Source organism: Streptomyces sp. NBC_01384 (assembly GCF_045040035.1).
GTDB lineage: Bacteria > Actinomycetota > Actinomycetes > Streptomycetales > Streptomycetaceae > Streptomyces.
Window position 1 is genome coordinate 3,887,256 of record NZ_CP109559.1, and the last position, 14,745, is coordinate 3,902,000.

The 14,745-nt window shown below is 70.1% G+C and carries 14 protein-coding genes and 1 pseudogene; 4 read left to right on the forward strand and 11 right to left on the reverse strand.

Annotated elements, in window-relative coordinates:
* Positions 1 to 85: 85 nt before the first annotated feature.
* The 5 genes from alr to OG747_RS17575 form a co-directional block, all read right to left on the reverse strand.
* Positions 86 to 1,237 (reverse strand): alanine racemase, encoded by a 1,152-nt coding sequence (alr, locus tag OG747_RS17555; protein WP_405880291.1) that lies wholly within the window; start codon positions 1,235 to 1,237, stop codon positions 86 to 88.
* A 91-nt stretch (positions 1,238 to 1,328) separates the two neighbouring features.
* Entirely contained in the window at positions 1,329 to 2,210 is an 882-nt protein-coding gene (locus tag OG747_RS17560) for a L,D-transpeptidase family protein (protein WP_405880292.1), read from the reverse strand.
* A 119-nt stretch (positions 2,211 to 2,329) separates the two neighbouring features.
* Positions 2,330 to 3,811 carry an NAD(P)H-hydrate dehydratase gene (locus OG747_RS17565; protein WP_405880293.1) on the reverse strand — a complete coding sequence of 494 codons (1,482 nt, stop codon included), beginning with the start codon at positions 3,809 to 3,811 and terminating at the stop codon, positions 2,330 to 2,332.
* A gap of 85 nt (positions 3,812 to 3,896) precedes the next feature.
* Positions 3,897 to 4,268, reverse strand: coding sequence for a holo-ACP synthase (locus OG747_RS17570; protein ID WP_405880294.1), 372 nt, complete (start codon positions 4,266 to 4,268; stop codon positions 3,897 to 3,899).
* A gap of 20 nt (positions 4,269 to 4,288) precedes the next feature.
* Positions 4,289 to 4,702, reverse strand: coding sequence for an ATP-binding protein (locus OG747_RS17575; RefSeq protein ID WP_405880295.1), 414 nt, complete (start codon positions 4,700 to 4,702; stop codon positions 4,289 to 4,291).
* A gap of 231 nt (positions 4,703 to 4,933) precedes the next feature.
* Between OG747_RS17575 and OG747_RS17580 the strand changes: the two genes are divergently transcribed.
* Together OG747_RS17580 and OG747_RS17585 are read left to right on the forward strand one after the other, a co-directional pair.
* Positions 4,934 to 5,770 carry a helix-turn-helix domain-containing protein gene (locus OG747_RS17580; protein ID WP_405880296.1) on the forward strand — a complete coding sequence of 279 codons (837 nt, stop codon included), beginning with the start codon at positions 4,934 to 4,936 and terminating at the stop codon, positions 5,768 to 5,770.
* A gap of 8 nt (positions 5,771 to 5,778) precedes the next feature.
* Entirely contained in the window at positions 5,779 to 6,021 is a 243-nt protein-coding gene (locus OG747_RS17585) for a DUF397 domain-containing protein (protein ID WP_405880297.1), read from the forward strand.
* A 22-nt stretch (positions 6,022 to 6,043) separates the two neighbouring features.
* Here OG747_RS17585 and glmS read toward each other — a convergent pair whose 3' ends face one another.
* Positions 6,044 to 7,891, reverse strand: coding sequence for a glutamine--fructose-6-phosphate transaminase (isomerizing) (gene glmS, locus OG747_RS17590; RefSeq protein WP_405880298.1), 1,848 nt, complete (start codon positions 7,889 to 7,891; stop codon positions 6,044 to 6,046).
* Positions 7,892 to 8,103: 212 nt separating this feature from the next.
* Here glmS and coaA point away from each other — a divergent pair, with 212 nt between their 5' ends.
* The gene (gene coaA / locus OG747_RS17595; protein ID WP_405880299.1) at positions 8,104 to 9,072 is read left to right on the forward strand and encodes a type I pantothenate kinase; all 969 of its coding nucleotides are present in this window, start codon (positions 8,104 to 8,106) and stop codon (positions 9,070 to 9,072) included.
* A gap of 134 nt (positions 9,073 to 9,206) precedes the next feature.
* Here the strand turns inward: coaA and glmM are convergent, their stop codons facing one another.
* From glmM to OG747_RS17615, 4 genes and pseudogenes are all read right to left on the reverse strand, one after another.
* Positions 9,207 to 10,565, reverse strand: coding sequence for a phosphoglucosamine mutase (gene glmM / locus OG747_RS17600; RefSeq protein ID WP_405880300.1), 1,359 nt, complete (start codon positions 10,563 to 10,565; stop codon positions 9,207 to 9,209).
* 163 nt (positions 10,566 to 10,728) lie between these two features.
* The gene (gene rpsI / locus OG747_RS17605) at positions 10,729 to 11,250 is read right to left on the reverse strand and encodes a 30S ribosomal protein S9 (RefSeq protein WP_266437184.1); all 522 of its coding nucleotides are present in this window, start codon (positions 11,248 to 11,250) and stop codon (positions 10,729 to 10,731) included.
* A gap of 45 nt (positions 11,251 to 11,295) precedes the next feature.
* Positions 11,296 to 11,739 (reverse strand): 50S ribosomal protein L13, encoded by a 444-nt coding sequence (gene rplM / locus OG747_RS17610; RefSeq protein WP_405880301.1) that lies wholly within the window; start codon positions 11,737 to 11,739, stop codon positions 11,296 to 11,298.
* A gap of 248 nt (positions 11,740 to 11,987) precedes the next feature.
* Positions 11,988 to 12,875: pseudogene (locus OG747_RS17615) on the reverse strand (hypothetical protein); the annotation flags it as partial.
* Positions 12,876 to 12,984: 109 nt separating this feature from the next.
* Between OG747_RS17615 and OG747_RS17620 the strand changes: the two are divergent.
* On the forward strand, positions 12,985 to 13,866 hold the full coding sequence (locus tag OG747_RS17620; protein ID WP_405880302.1) for a hypothetical protein: 882 nt from the start codon (positions 12,985 to 12,987) through the stop codon (positions 13,864 to 13,866).
* A gap of 40 nt (positions 13,867 to 13,906) precedes the next feature.
* Here the strand turns inward: OG747_RS17620 and OG747_RS17625 are convergent, their stop codons facing one another.
* On the reverse strand, positions 13,907 to 14,662 hold the full coding sequence (locus tag OG747_RS17625) for a polyprenol monophosphomannose synthase (protein WP_405880303.1): 756 nt from the start codon (positions 14,660 to 14,662) through the stop codon (positions 13,907 to 13,909).
* Positions 14,663 to 14,745: the final 83 nt, after the last annotated feature.

Below are 14,745 nucleotides of genomic sequence, written 5' to 3' on the forward strand. Positions count from 1 at the left end.
TGGTCGTACCGGGTGCCGCTGGTGGTGCAACTATGTCCTGTTGCCCTGTTGTCCTGCGCGGGGCACCCCCTGTACTCCTTGCGGGTTACCCGTCTTGTTCCCTATTCACGTACACACGCGGCACGCGGGTTCCGATCCGGGTGACGATTTCGTACGCGATCGTGCCCGCCGCCCGTGCCCAGTCCTCGGCGGTCGGCTCGCCCCGGTCGCCCGGGCCGAAGAGGATCGCCTCCGTGCCGGGCGCCGGCTCGTCCCCGCCCAGGTCGACCACGAACTGGTCCATCGCGACCCGGCCCGCGACCGTCCGCCATTTGTCGCCCACCAGGACCGGTCCGGTGCCGGAGGCGTGGCGCGGGATGCCGTCCGCGTACCCGACGGGCACCAGGCCGAGGGTGGTGGCACCCGGAGTCACGTAGTGGTGCCCGTAACTGACGCCGTGGCCGCCCGACACGTGCTTCACCAGGGCGAGGGACGCGCTCAGTGTCATGACCGGGCGCAGTCCGAAGTCGGCCGGGGTGCCGATCTCGGGGCTGGGCGAGATGCCGTACACCGCGACCCCCGTCCGTACCAGGTCGAAGTGGCTCTCGGGAAGGGTCAGCGTGGCCGGTGAGTTGGCGATGTGCCGCACCTCGGGGCGCACGCCCTGCTCCTCGGCGTACGTCACCATCTCGCGGAAACGGTTCAGTTGGGCCTGGATGGACGGATGCCCGGGTTCGTCGGCGCAGGCGAAGTGCGACCACAGACCGGTGACGGTGATCAGCCCACGCCCCTCGGCGAGCAGCGCCTCGCTCACGAGGTCGAGCCAGTCGGCGGGCTGGCAGCCGCCGCGCCCGAGTCCGGTGTCGGCCTTGAGCTGGACGCGGGCGGGCAGCCCGGCCTCCTCGGCCGCCGCGGTGACCTCACGCAGGGCCCACATCCCGCTGACCGACACATCGAGATCGGCCTCGATGGCCTGCCGCCAGGGCCCGCCCGGGGTCCACAGCCAGCACATGATGCGTCCCGGGAGTCCCGCCGCGCGCAGGGCGAGGGCCTCCTCCGGGGTGGCGGTGCCAAGCCACGTGGCACCCGCCTCCAGCGCCGCGCGGGCACACGGGATCGCCCCGTGGCCGTACGCGTCGGACTTGACCACGGCCATCAAGGCCGCGGACGGCGCGTGGGCGCGCAGGGTCCGCACGTTGGCTCGCAGGGCGGCCAGGTCGATCTCTGCGCGGGCGCGCAGGGGTGCTGTCTCGTTCATCGCGCCCCCAGTGTCTCAGAGGGGTCTGACAGCGCCCCTGTGCCGGTACGCTCCAGAGGCTCCGCAGGCTCCGGGACCGGTTCTCGTACGGTCAGGTGCCGACCCTGCGGCCCCACGCGTACACCCGGTCGCCCGTCTTGGTGAGGTTCCACAGGGTGCGGGCGTCGGCGAGGCGCAGATTGACACAGCCCCACGAGCCGTTCGGATCGTAGATGCTGCCGTAGATGGCGTGGAAGGCCTGCCCGCCGCTGAAGAACTGGCTGTACGGCATGGGGCTGTTGTACAGCGTCGACCAGTGGTTCTTGTGCTTCCAGTAGATCTTGAACCAGCCGGTCCTGGTCCGGTACCCGGCCCGCCCGCTGCGCATCGGCACCGGTCCCCACAACACCTTCTTCCCCTTCTGCACCCAGGTGAGCTGACGGGTCAGGTCCACACAGGCGACGCGGTAGGAGCGGACGGGGCACTTCCCGGCCGCGTTCGGGTTCTTCATCGCGGACCGCAGCCGCATCCGGGCCCAGGTGACGGGGCCGGCGAAGCCGATGTCCGGCTCGATCCCCTGCTTCTTCTGGAACGCCCGGGTGGCGGCACAGTCGCTCGCCGACTGTTTCCCGTCCACCTTCCGCTTCAGCCACCGCTCGACCTGCCGCTGATACGGCCCGGGCAGCTTGCTGCACACCAGGGCCCGGCCCGCAACAGCTTCACCAAGGGGTACGTACTCGATGAGCGCGTCCGTCTCGGCGGGAGCGTCCCGCGGCTCCACGGCGTCCTCCCGCGCGCTCGGCGTGTACACCTTCGGCGGCAGTCTCTGATCCGGCGTGTCCACCTGCCACGGCTGATGCGGCCCCGGCGCCACCCCCGGCACCAGATCACTCCCCGGGCCGGGCGCCGGGGGCCCACCGGCCTCGGCCAGGGCGCCCCGCACCGGCAACACCGCCAGGAGCGCGAGCAGCACCGTCACACTCCGGCATCCCATTCGTCTGCTCATCATCATGCGACCAGCGATACGCAACGCCGGGGCAGGACCGGGTGAGCCGCGCGGACGGGGTCCCCCGTTATGGGCAACCGGGGGCGAGGAAGGCGAGGAACAGGTCCTCAGCGCGCCGTGTCGCGTACGTCCCGCCACGCCTCCGGAATCGCCGCCGCGACATCATGCGCCCCCAACGGCGCCCCACCCGCCGCGAACCGCCCCGCCAGCCCATGCAGATACGCGCCCACACTCCCCGCGTCCAACGCCGACAACCCCGCCGCCAGCAACGCCCCGGCCAGCCCCGACAGCACGTCCCCACTCCCCGCCGTCGCCAGCCACGCCGTCCCCGTCGGATTCACCCGCACCGCCCCACCCCCCGGGTCGGCAACCAGGGTCGTGGACCCCTTCAGCAGCACCGTCGCCCCGTAACGAACCGCCAGCTCCCGCACGGACGCCAGCCGAGCCCGCTCCACCGACTCCCGCGACACCCCGAGCAACGCCGCCGCCTCCCCGGCATGAGGGGTCATCAGCGTGGGCGCGGTACGGGCCCGTACCGCGGAACGGTCCGCGAGCCGCAGCCCGTCCGCGTCCACCAGCACCGGCACCTCCGCCCCGAGCACCTCCGCCACCGACCCCGCGTCGTCCCCGATCCCGGGCCCCACCACCCAGGCCTGGACCCGCCCGGCCCGCGCGGGCCCCCGGTCCGAGACGAGCGTCTCGGGAAAGCGGGCGATCACGGCATCCGCCGCGGGGCCGACGTACCGCACCGCCCCCGCCCCACCCCGCAACGCCCCGGACACGGCGAGCACGGCGGCCCCGGGATACCGCGCGGACCCGGCCGCGATCCCGACCACCCCCCGCCGGTACTTGTCGCTCTCCGCCCCCGGCGCAGGCAGCCGCGCCGCCACGTCCGCGTGCTGCAAAGCCTCCAGTTCGGCCTCGTCGGGCAGCTCGAGTCCGATGTCGACGAGGCGTACGGAACCGGCGTACTCGCGCGCCGGATCGATGAGCAGCCCCGGCTTGTGCGTCCCGAAGGTCACCGTCAGGTCCGCCCGCACCGCCGCGCCGCGCACCTCCCCGGTATCGGCCTCGATCCCGCTCGGCAGATCCACGGCGACCACGGCCGCCCGGGAGTCCGCGGCGAACTCGGCCGGCGGCACGGCATCGGGCCGCAGCCCGCCCTTGCCCCCGATCCCGACGATGCCGTCCATGACGAGGTCGGCCCGCCGGATCAGCGACTGAGCAGCGCTCCGGAAACCGTCCCCACTACTCCCAGCCTCGCTCGGCGCCTCACTCGCCAGCACACCCCCGCCCGCCCGCCGCAACGCAGCCAAGCCCCCGGCATGGGTCCGTTCGGGTGCGAGCAGCACCGCGGTGACGCCCGCCCCGCGCCGGGCGAGCCGCGCCCCCGCGTACAGGGCGTCCCCGCCGTTGTCCCCGCTGCCGACCAGCAGCACGACCCGGCTGCCGTACACCCGCCCCAGCAAATCGGCGCAGGCGGCGGCCAGTCCGGCGGCCGCGCGCTGCATCAACGCTCCCTCGGGAAGCCGCGCCATCAGCTCCCGCTCAGCAGCCCTTACGGTCTCCACGCTGTACGCAGTACGCATGGGTCGAGTCTCCCGCACGGAGGCGCTCCGTGCCGCCCCGGGCCAGGACGACCACCCTTCCACGGGGCCTGTCCCTCCGCGGGGCCTACCCCTCCGCCACCACCACCGCCGAAGCCACCCCCGCGTCATGGCTCAGCGACACATGCCACGAACGGACGCCCAGTTCGGCCGCCCGCGCCGCCACCGTCCCCGTCACCCGCAGCCGCGGCCGACCGCTGTCCTCGACGTACACCTCCGCGTCCGTCCAGTACATTCCCGCCGGAGCGCCCAGCGCCTTGGCGAGCGCCTCCTTCGCGGCGAAGCGCGCTGCCAGGGACGCGATGCCCCGGCGCTCCCCACTCGGCAGGTTCAACTCGCTCTCCAGGAACAGGCGTTGGGCCATCCCGGGCGTGCGTTCCAAGGCCGCCGCGAACCGGTCGATCTCGGCTACGTCGATACCAACCCCGATGATGCTCATGTCGTGCACCCTACGGTCGCCTACGCGGCGGCAAGCTCGCACCACACGTACTTGCCGCGCTGCCCGTGCCTGGCCAGCGGCTGCCAGCCCCACAGATCGGCACAGGCCCGCACGAGGCCGAGGCCGCGGCCCTCCTCGGCATCGGTGAGCCGGTCCCACGGCAGGGACGGCTCGGGCGGCTGGGGGTCCGCGTCCCAGGCGCCGATACGCAACACCCCGGCCCGCCACTGCACCCGTAGCGCCGCCTGGCCCTTCGTGTGTCGTACGGCGTTGGAGACCAGCTCGGCCGCGATCAGCTCGGCGGCGTCGGTGAGGCGGATCAGGCCGTGCAGGGTGAGGATCAGGCGGACGGTACGACGACTGACGGTGACGGCGCGGAGGTCGTGGGGGATGTACATCATGTACTCCCAGGGTTCGGCGACGGTTTCGGGCATGGTGAACTCCGTTCGGGCGGTGGGGGGTTGGAGATACGCGGCGGTGGCGGGTGGTGGCATGGCCGCAGCCGTCGTGGCAGGACGGAGTGGTGCGCTTCCGGTACCCCGGGGTTTCGCAGCGTGTGCGTCGCGTCACCGACGGTAGACCTAGCTTTTTAAGTTTCGCAAGCCGGTCGCGTAACCTGACCCCCGAACGAGTCGCGCATACACGCGCGTTGGGAGGAGCACGCGATGGCATTGAGGCGCGAGCCAACGGCACGCCAGATGCGCCTGGCGGTCGAGCTGCGCAGGCTCCGCGACGCGGCAGGCCTCACGGCCCGCGAGGCGGCAGCACTGCTCGGCGTGAGCTCCGCGCAGATCAGCCAGATCGAGTCGGGCCTCACAGGCGTGAGCGAGAAGCGGCTGCGCCGGCTTGCGTCCCACTACGCCTGTGAAGACAGCGAGTTCATCGACGCCTTGGTCGCCTTGGCCACCGATCGGACACGCGGCTGGTGGGAGGAGTACCGAGGCCTGCTACCCACGTCGTTTCTAGACCTCTCCGACCTGAACCACCACGCCTCGTTCCGGCGCGACGTGGCGATCCTGTACGTACCGGGTCTGCTGCAGACGGAGAACTACGCCCGCGCAGTCTTCTCCTCCAGGGTGCCCGAACTCACCCATGAAGAGCTTGAACTGCGCGTCCGCCACCGAATGGCACGCCAGGAGATCACCATCCCGTACGAGCTGGTGGTCCACGAGGCGGCCCTACGCATCAGGGTCAGCAACCGTGCCGCCTCCCGGGCCCAACTCGCCCGCCTCCTGGAGTTCTCCGAAGCGGACCACGTCACCGTGCGTGTCATCCCCTTCGATCTGGACGGCTTCGCCAGAGCCGCGAGCACCATGACCTACCTGGGCGGCCCCGTACCCAAATTGGACACGGTGGTGCGCGACGTACCTCACGGCTCGGCCTTTATTGACTCCGAAGCACAGCTCAGCGCCTTTCGAACGCGCTTCCGTAAGGTGGAAGCCGTATCACTCGACCCCGAACGGTCGCGTGACTTCATCCACCGGCTGGCGAAAGAGCTGTGAGGCACCCCATGGACAACTGGCGGAAGTCGTCCTACTCAGGCCCCGACGATGGCAACGAGTGCGTGGAAATCGCGAACTCACCCACCCACATAGCCATCCGCGACTCGAAGGCCCCGGCCAGGGCCACCCTCACCTTCCCGGCCGGAGCCTTCAGCGCCTTCGTCGAGGCGGTCGCGTCCACGGACATGCCATACGGCCACCGCCCGACGGTAGGCAAATCCACGAATGTTACACATACCCCCGGTATGTAACATTCCCACTGCCCACCTACGCCTACTCCACCGTCACCGACTTCGCCAGGTTCCGCGGCTGATCCACCTCGTTCCCCCGAGCCGTCGCCAGCTCGCACGCGAACACCTGCAACGGCACCGTCGCCACCAGCGGCTGCAACAGCGTCGGCGTCGCAGGAATCCGGATCAGATGATCGGCGTACGGAACGACCGCCTCGTCCCCCTCCTCCGCGATCACGATCGTCCGCGCACCCCTCGCCCGGATCTCCTGGATGTTGGACACGATCTTGTCGTGCAGGACCGAGCGACCGCGCGGGGACGGCGCCACGACCACCACCGGCATATCGTCCTCGATCAGCGCGATCGGCCCGTGCTTCAGCTCACCCGCCGCGAACCCCTCCGCGTGCATGTACGCCAGCTCCTTGAGCTTCAGCGCACCCTCCAGCGCGACCGGGTACCCCACGTGCCGGCCCAGGAACAGCACCGTGTCCTTCTCCGCGAGCGAGCGCGCCAGCTCCCGTACCGGCTCCATCGTCTCCAGGACCCGCTCGACCTCGCCGGAGATCTGGGACAGGTCCCGGATCACGTCCTGGATCTCGTCGCCCCACTTGGTGCCGCGCACCTGGCCCAGATACAGCGCGACCAGATAGCAGGCGACCAGCTGCGTCAGGAACGCCTTCGTGGACGCGACCGCGACCTCCGGGCCCGCGTGCGTGTACAGCACCGCGTCCGACTCGCGCGGGATCGTCGAGCCGTTGGTGTTGCAGATCGCCAGCACCTTGGAGCCCTGCTCGCGGGCGTGCCGCAGCGCCATCAGCGTGTCCATGGTCTCGCCGGACTGCGAGATCGCGATGACCAGCGAACGCGCGCCCAGGATCGGGTCCCGGTAACGGAACTCGCTCGCCAGCTCCACCTCGCACGGAATCCGCGTCCAGTGCTCGATGGCGTACTTGGCGATCAGCCCGGCGTGGAAGGCGGTCCCGCAGGCCACGATGACGACCTTGTCGACCTCGCGCAGCTCATGGACCGGAATCCGCACCTCGTCCAGGGTCAGCGAACCGGCCGTGTCGATGCGGCCCAGGAGCGTATCGGCGACCGCCTTGGGCTGCTCGGCGATCTCCTTGAGCATGAAGTAGTCATAACCCCCCTTTTCCGCTGCCGACGCGTCCCAGTCGACGTGGTAGGAGCGCACGTCCGCCGGACGGCCGTCGAAGCCGGTGACCGTCACCCCGTCCCGGCGCAGCTCCACCACCTGGTCCTGACCCAGCTCGATCGCCGACCGCGTGTGGGCGATGAACGCGGCGACGTCCGAGGCGAGAAAGGCCTCGCCCTCTCCAACGCCCACCACGAGCGGCGAGTTCCGCCGCGCCCCCACCACCACATCCGGCTCATCCGCGTGCACCGCGACCAGCGTGAACGCGCCCTCAAGGCGGCGGCACACCAGCCGCATCGCCTCCGCCAGATCGTCGCACGCAGAGAACTCCTCGGCGAGCAGGTGCGCGACCACCTCGGTGTCCGTCTCGGAGGCCAGTTCGTGCCCCCGCTCGGCCAGTTCGGCGCGCAGGAGAGCGAAGTTCTCGATGATCCCGTTGTGCACGACGGCGACCCGCCCCGCATTGTCGAGATGCGGATGCGCGTTCGCGTCCGTGGGACCGCCGTGCGTGGCCCACCTGGTATGCCCGATCCCCGTCGTTCCCGTCGGCAGCGGCCGGCCGACCAGCTCCTTCTCCAGGTTGACCAGCTTCCCGGCCTTCTTCGCGGCGGCGAGCCCACCGTCCGCGAGCACGGCGACGCCCGCCGAGTCGTATCCCCGGTACTCCAGCCGCTTCAGTCCGGCCATCACCACGTCAAGCGCCGACTGCGACCCCACGTATCCCACGATTCCGCACATGGCCGCAGCCTAAGCGCCACCACGGGCCCCAACCCGGCACCGCGTGCCCGATATCGGAAATTCCAGCCACCCTCCGCAGGGGCCGCCGGGTCCCCGGCACGCCCCTGGGTGACCCCGCGTGACGGACTGCGTGACGGACTGCGTGACCGACCCCACCCCCCATCCCGTCCACACTCCCGTAACAATGGACTGTGATCTCTCCGGTCTCCCCGATGCCCCGGAGCGCCCACCGGTCCAAGCCGGAGGCGACTCCCTACGTCGACCTCACGCGTGCCGAGTGGAGCGCGCTGCGCGAAAAGACGCCGCTCCCGCTGAACGCCGAGGAGGTCGAGAAGCTGCGCGGTCTGGGCGATGTCATCGACCTCGACGAGGTGCGAGACGTCTATCTGCCGCTGTCCAGACTGCTCAATCTCTACGTCGGCGCCACCGACGGGCTCAGAGGGGCGCTGAACACCTTCCTCGGCGAGAAGGGCTCCCAGGCCGGCACCCCGTTCGTCATAGGGGTGGCGGGGTCGGTCGCCGTCGGCAAGTCCACCGTCGCCCGGCTGCTCCAGGCCCTGCTCTCCCGCTGGCCCGAACACCCGCGCGTCGAACTGGTGACGACAGACGGCTTCCTGCTCCCCACCAAGGAGTTGGAGGCGCGCGGCCTGATGTCGCGGAAAGGTTTCCCCGAGTCGTACGACCGCCGCGCCCTCACTCGCTTCGTCGCCGACATCAAGGCGGGCAAGGACGAGGTCACCGCCCCCGTCTACTCCCACCTCATCTACGACATCGTCCCCGGGCAGCGGCTGACGGTCCGTCGCCCCGACATCCTCATCGTCGAAGGGCTGAACGTGCTGCAGCCCGCCCTCCCCGGCAAGGACGGCCGCACCCGCGTCGGTCTCGCCGACTACTTCGACTTCAGCGTGTACGTCGACGCCCGCACCGAGGACATCGAGCACTGGTACCTCAACCGGTTCAAGAAGCTCCGTCAGACCGCCTTCCAGAAGCCCGACTCGTACTTCCGCAAGTACACCCAGGTCTCCGAGGAGGAGGCGCTCGACTACGCCCGTACGACCTGGCGGACCATCAACAAGCCCAACCTGCTGGAGAACGTGGCCCCCACCCGCGGCCGCGCCACCCTCGTCGTCCGCAAGGGCCCGGACCACAAGGTGCAGCGGCTGAGTCTGCGCAAGCTGTAGCTGTAGTCGCGGGCTGCAGGGTCCACCTGGCAACCGCTCGCCAACCTCGGCGGCATCGTGGCGTCCGGCACGCTCACGCTGCTCGCCCAGAAGCGGTTCTGGGCGGGCCGGCGCGAGCGTGCGCAGGAACTCGGTTAGCCGAGCGCGGACTTCACCGCGTCCGCGAGCCGCCCGGCCACCGACCGCGCGTGGTCGATGTCCGCGGCCTCGACCATGACCCGGACCAGCGGCTCGGTGCCGGAGGGGCGCAGCAGCACCCGCCCGGTGGAGCCGAGTTCCCGCTCGGCCTCGGCGACCGCGGCCGCCAACTCGGTGGAGCTCTGCACCCGTGAGCGGTCGACGTCGGGCACGTTGATGAGGACCTGCGGCAGCCGCTCCATGACGGACGCGAGGTCCTGGAGCGTACGGCCGGTCTGGGCGACGCGGGCCGCCAGCAGCAGGCCGGTCAGCGTGCCGTCGCCGGTGGTGGCGTGGTCGAGGATGATGACGTGGCCGGACTGCTCGCCGCCGAGCGCGTAACCGTGCTCCTTCATCTCCTCCAGGACGTAACGGTCGCCGACCGCGGTCTGGATGAGGGACACGCCCTCGCGCTCCATGGCCAGCTTGAAGCCCAGATTGGACATGACCGTCGCGACAACAGTGTCGGAGCGCAGTGCGGAACGCTCCCGCATCGCCAGCGCGAGTACGGCCATGATCTGGTCGCCGTCCACCTCGGCGCCCGTGTGGTCCACGGCGAGGCAGCGGTCGGCGTCGCCGTCGTGCGCGATGCCGAGGTCGGCGCCGTGTTCGAGGACGGCGGCCTTCAGGAGGCCGAGGTGGGTGGAGCCGCAGCCGTCGTTGATGTTCAGGCCGTCGGGCGAGGCCCCGATGGTGATGACTTCGGCACCGGCGCGCGTGAAGGCCTCGGGCGAAGCCTGGGAGGCGGCGCCGTGCGCCTCGTCGAGGACGATCTTCAGTCCGTCGAGGCGGTTCGGGAGCACACCGAGGAGGTGGGCGACGTACTGGTCGAGCCCCTCGTCGTACGAGCGCACGCGCCCGACCCCGGCACCGGTGGGCCGGTCCCAGGGGGCGCCGGTGCGGTGCTCCTCGTAGACGGTCTCGATCTTGTCCTCCAGCGAGTCGTCGAGCTTGTGGCCGCCGCGCGCGAGGAACTTGACGCCGTTGTCCGGCATGGAGTTGTGGCTGGCCGAGAGCATCACGCCGAGGTCGGCGCCCAGCGCACCGGTGAGGTACGCCACCGCGGGGGTGGGCAGCACACCGACGAGCAGGACGTCCACACCTGCGCTGGCCAGGCCCGCGACCACGGCGGCCTCCAGGAACTCCCCCGACGCGCGCGGGTCCCGCCCGACCACTGCCACCGGCCGGTGGCCCTCGAACGTACCCGCCTCGGCCAGCACATGTGCCGCCGCTACGGAGAGGCCGAGCGCCAGCTCCGCCGTCAGATCCGCGTTGGCGACACCGCGCACGCCGTCCGTGCCGAAGAGTCGTCCCACTGGTGTCCTCCTGATGAAACTCAATTTTCGGAAGTCATCCGATCGTGCAAGCCTTTGAGCGCCTTGTGCCGTTATACGCCCTGAGCTGTGATAAACGAACGCCCCGACGGCACACAGCGTGCCGCCGGGGCGAACGGTCGTACGAATGTGCAGCAGCCAGCGATTAACGCTTGCTGTACTGCGGGGCCTTGCGGGCCTTCTTGAGACCGGCCTTCTTGCGCTCGACCGCACGGTCGTCGCGCTTGAGGAAGCCGGCCTTCTTCAGGGGGCCGCGGTTGTTGTCGACGTCGGCCTCGTTCAGCGCACGGGCGACACCGAGACGGAGCGCACCGGCCTGACCGGAGACACCGCCGCCGGAGATGCGGGCGATGACGTCGTAGCGGCCTTCGAGCTCGAGCACCTTGAAGGGCTCGTTGACTTCCTGCTGGTGCACCTTGTTCGGGAAGTAGTCCTCGAGCGTGCGCCCGTTGATCTTCCACTTGCCGGTGCCGGGCACGATGCGAACGCGCGCGATGGCGTTCTTGCGACGGCCCAGGCCGGCGGCCGGCTGCGGCTCGCCGAAGCGGGACGCCAGCGACTCCGAGGTGTACTCGCCCTCGACGGGGACCTCGGACTCGGTGGTGTACTGGTCGATGTCGACAAGCTCAGTCTCTTCGACCGGCTGCTCAACGGTGGTCTCGGCCACGATTCTCCTCAGATTCTTTTCTGTCTTAGGGGGTGGTGGCCGGAACTACTGCGCGACCTGGGTGATCTCGAACGGGACCGGCTGCTGAGCAGCGTGCGGGTGGTTCTCGCCCGCGTAGACCTTCAGCTTCGAGAGCACCTGACGGCCCAGGGTGTTCTTGGGGATCATGCCCTTGATGGCCTTCTCGATGGCCTTCTCGGGGTTCTTGGCCAGCAGCTCGTCGTAGCGGACGGAGCGCAGACCACCCGGGTAGCCGGAGTGGCGGTACGCCAGCTTCTGGGTCTTCTTGTTGCCGGAGAGGTGCACCTTGTCGGCGTTGATGATGATGACGAAGTCACCAGCGTCGACGTGGGGCGCGTAGATCGGCTTGTGCTTGCCCCGCAGGATGTTCGCGGCAGTGGTCGCCAGACGGCCCAGGACGACATCCTGGGCGTCGATGACGTACCACTGGCGAGTGATGTCGCCGGGCTTGGGGCTGTACGTACGCACGGTCGTAGCCTTCGCTTCTTCAGTGAGTGGGTCCTGACATGGCCACCACGGACGATCACGACAGCCCTGACCGCACCTCGGTGACGCATACCGAGTGCTGGTCGCTGGTCATCGGCCCCGGTGGACCGGTGTAAGGGCCCCCCACGTGAGAATGGGCAAGCCAATACACATAACGAACTGCAAGAGTACCCGCGCTTCCCCGGACGGGTCAAAACGCGGACACACGACCCCGCTACCGCGGTACGCAGGGCCACACAAGCGGTAAGTACACACAGAGTAAGGCAGTCCTTGAAGGCCCGCCGGGTCAACGGCTCCGGAACGGGCCAGGTGAAGCCCGGCACCTGCGGCACGAGGGCGAGCCGGAACCAGGGGTCGCGGGCGGCCGAGCCCGGGGTCAGCGCACCCGCGAGCAGCAGCGGCAGCACGACCAGCAGATAGTGGTCGTACGACGGTCTGGAAACCAGGAAGGCCAAGAGCATCAGCAGCGCGGCGGTCTCGGTGACCCGCGGCGCCCCGGCGTCTCCCCGCCCCCACCGCCGGTACGCACACCACACCCCCCACCCCGCCACGGCCAGTACCGCCCCCGGCGAAGCCTCGTGCAACCGTACGAAGTCATCCCGTCCGCGGAGCAGGAACGGCAGCGTCCATGTGAAGAACCCCACGGGATCCGGCATCACCAGCGCCGCCCCGCCGGAGGCCACCGCCGGGACCAGGACCAGCGCCACCACCGCGGTCACGGTCCAGTTGCCCAGCGTCATCAGGTGCCCGAAGGGCGCGAAACCCAGCGCGAGCGCGGTGAGACCGAGCACCGCGAACCGGCTGCGCAACCCCACGCCGTGGATGCGCAGGGCGCACGCCCAGCCCACGACCGGCAGCGCGGTCACCGTCAGCGGTACCAGCACCCGCAGCACGGCCGTCGGCAGCACCGCCTGCGGCACCGCCGCGAGCACGGCGCTCGGAAGGTGGAGGAAGTGCGGGTCGGCGTACGGCGAGCCGCCGTCGAGCCAGGTCCGTGCCGCCCGTACGCCGATCGCGTTGCCCATCCCGCCGTCCGGACCGCGCCGCGTGACCTCCACGACCGGAGCGCACAGCACCACGCCCAGTACCAGCCACGCATGCCAGGAAGCGTGACGCACCAACCACCCGGAGATGTCAGTTTTGCCCGTGTGCACTCAGGTCACGCTAAGGGTTCAAGTGCCCTCCGGTGCGGAACGGCACCCCCCGCGCCCCGTCTAAGATGCGCCCATGAATTATGGGCAGGGTGGGCAGGGCGAGCCCCCGTGGGATCCCTGGAAGCCTGGTTCTCAGCAACCCGACTGGGGCCCGCGGAACCAGACTCCGGACTGGGCGGCACTCGCCGAGGCGTCCGAGACGCGCAACCGGCGCCGCAGGCTGCTGGTGATCGTCGGCGCGGCGGTGGCCACGCTCGCGGTCGGCGCTGCCGTCGCCGTGGCCGTGGTCTCCTCGAACGGCAACAACCAGGCCGCGAACGGGCCGACCAAGCTGCCCACCACCGCGGACATCCCGAGCGACACCACCGCGTCGACACCGTCGTTCGCGCCCACCTCGGCGCCACCCCCGCTGGACCCGGTGGAGTTCATCTCCAGCGCGAAGAAGGACACCGCGCCCCTCAGCCCGGACATCCTCTTCCCGGGTTCGCAGCTCACAATGGGTGACCGCGTCTACCGCAAGGGCCCGACCGCCTCGACAACGAACTGCGCGTCGGCCGTGCAGGGCACGCTCCCCGCGGTCCTCACCAAGAACGACTGCACCCGGCTGATGCGCGTCACGTACAGCAAGGACGGCGTCGGGGTGACCGTCGGCGTCGCGGTCTTCGACACCGCGGCCCAGGCGGTCAAGGCGAAGGGCGAGGCGGACAGCAAGAGCATCCTCACCTCACTGCCCGGCCACGGCGTCGCCACCTTCTGCCGTACGGCGATCTGCCGCTCGACCACCAACTCCTACGGCCGTTACGCCTACTTCACCCTCGCCGGCTTCACCAACGGCAAGGACGTGACGACGAAGGACACCAAGGTCTTCACGACCGGCGACGACCTGGCCGAGTTCGCCTTCCGCCAGATCCGCCGCCGCGGCGAGGCCCAGGCGTCGACGGCGGCCAACCAGTAGGCACCAGCCCACCGGCCGACCACCGCCGCCGTACACCCGGCTACTTGTTGTGCTTCATGCGCAGCCGAATCGGCACCACCGCCGACTCCAGCTGGGTCTTCAGCGTCATCTTCGAGACCCCCTCGGTCCGCTCCTCGAAGCGGATCGGGATCTCGACGGCGCTGTACCCGGCCCGTACGGCCTTGTACTTGAGCTCGACCTGGAAGCTGTAACCGGCGCTGTCCAGCGTGGAAAGGTCGATGTCGCGCAGGGCCTGCGCCGACCACAGGTTGAACCCGGCCGTGATGTCCCGGATGCGGGTGCCGAGCACGGCGCGGGCGTACCGGTTCGCGAAGCGCGAGAGCAGGACGCGGTGCGCGCCCCAGTCCTCGTCCAGCGAGCCGCCCTCGACATACCGGCTGCCGACGACGAGCCCGACCCCGTTGGCGAGGGCCGTACCCAGCATCCGCGGCACCGCCTCCACCGGGTGGCTGCCGTCGGCGTCCATCTGGACGACATACTCGGCGCCCTCGTCGAGCGCGAGGCTCATCCCGGCCGCGTAGGCGCGCCCGAGCCCGTCCTTCTCGGTGCGGTGCAGCACGCTCATCCGGCGGCGCCCGTCGGCGTTGTACTTCTCCGCGAGTTCGTCGGCGATCCGGCCCGTACCGTCCGGGCTGGAGTCGTCCACGATCTTCAAGTGGAGCCCGTCGAGCGGCAGTTGCAGTACGGATTCGGCCATTCTCGGCAGGTTGGCCGCCTCGTTGTAGGTGGGCATCACCACGGTGACCGCAGTGCCCGCCCCCACGTTGTTCGTCATTTCCCTTCCCCTCCCCATATGTCGTCCATGTGGTCTCAAATTTTCCCCCGCGGGACGGCCGTGTTCCGCACAGCCGCCCGGGA

Excerpts from the sequence above, each read along its gene's own strand:
- OG747_RS17575 (WP_405880295.1), bottom strand. The coding sequence starts at position 4,702 with ATGCCCGAAACCGTCGCCGAACCCTGGGAGTACATGATGTACATCCCC.
- glmS (WP_405880298.1), bottom strand. The coding sequence starts at position 7,891 with ATGTGCGGAATCGTGGGATACGTGGGGTCGCAGTCGGCGCTTGACGTG.
- OG747_RS17620 (WP_405880302.1), top strand. The coding sequence starts at position 12,985 with ATGAATTATGGGCAGGGTGGGCAGGGCGAGCCCCCGTGGGATCCCTGG.
- OG747_RS17565 (WP_405880293.1), bottom strand. The coding sequence starts at position 3,811 with ATGCGTACTGCGTACAGCGTGGAGACCGTAAGGGCTGCTGAGCGGGAG.
- alr (WP_405880291.1), bottom strand. The coding sequence starts at position 1,237 with ATGAACGAGACAGCACCCCTGCGCGCCCGCGCAGAGATCGACCTGGCC.
- OG747_RS17585 (WP_405880297.1), top strand. The coding sequence starts at position 5,779 with ATGGACAACTGGCGGAAGTCGTCCTACTCAGGCCCCGACGATGGCAAC.
- OG747_RS17570 (WP_405880294.1), bottom strand. The coding sequence starts at position 4,268 with ATGAGCATCATCGGGGTTGGTATCGACGTAGCCGAGATCGACCGGTTC.
- OG747_RS17625 (WP_405880303.1), bottom strand. The coding sequence starts at position 14,662 with ATGACGAACAACGTGGGGGCGGGCACTGCGGTCACCGTGGTGATGCCC.
- coaA (WP_405880299.1), top strand. The coding sequence starts at position 8,104 with ATGCCCCGGAGCGCCCACCGGTCCAAGCCGGAGGCGACTCCCTACGTC.
- OG747_RS17560 (WP_405880292.1), bottom strand. The coding sequence starts at position 2,210 with ATGGGATGCCGGAGTGTGACGGTGCTGCTCGCGCTCCTGGCGGTGTTG.
- OG747_RS17580 (WP_405880296.1), top strand. The coding sequence starts at position 4,934 with ATGGCATTGAGGCGCGAGCCAACGGCACGCCAGATGCGCCTGGCGGTC.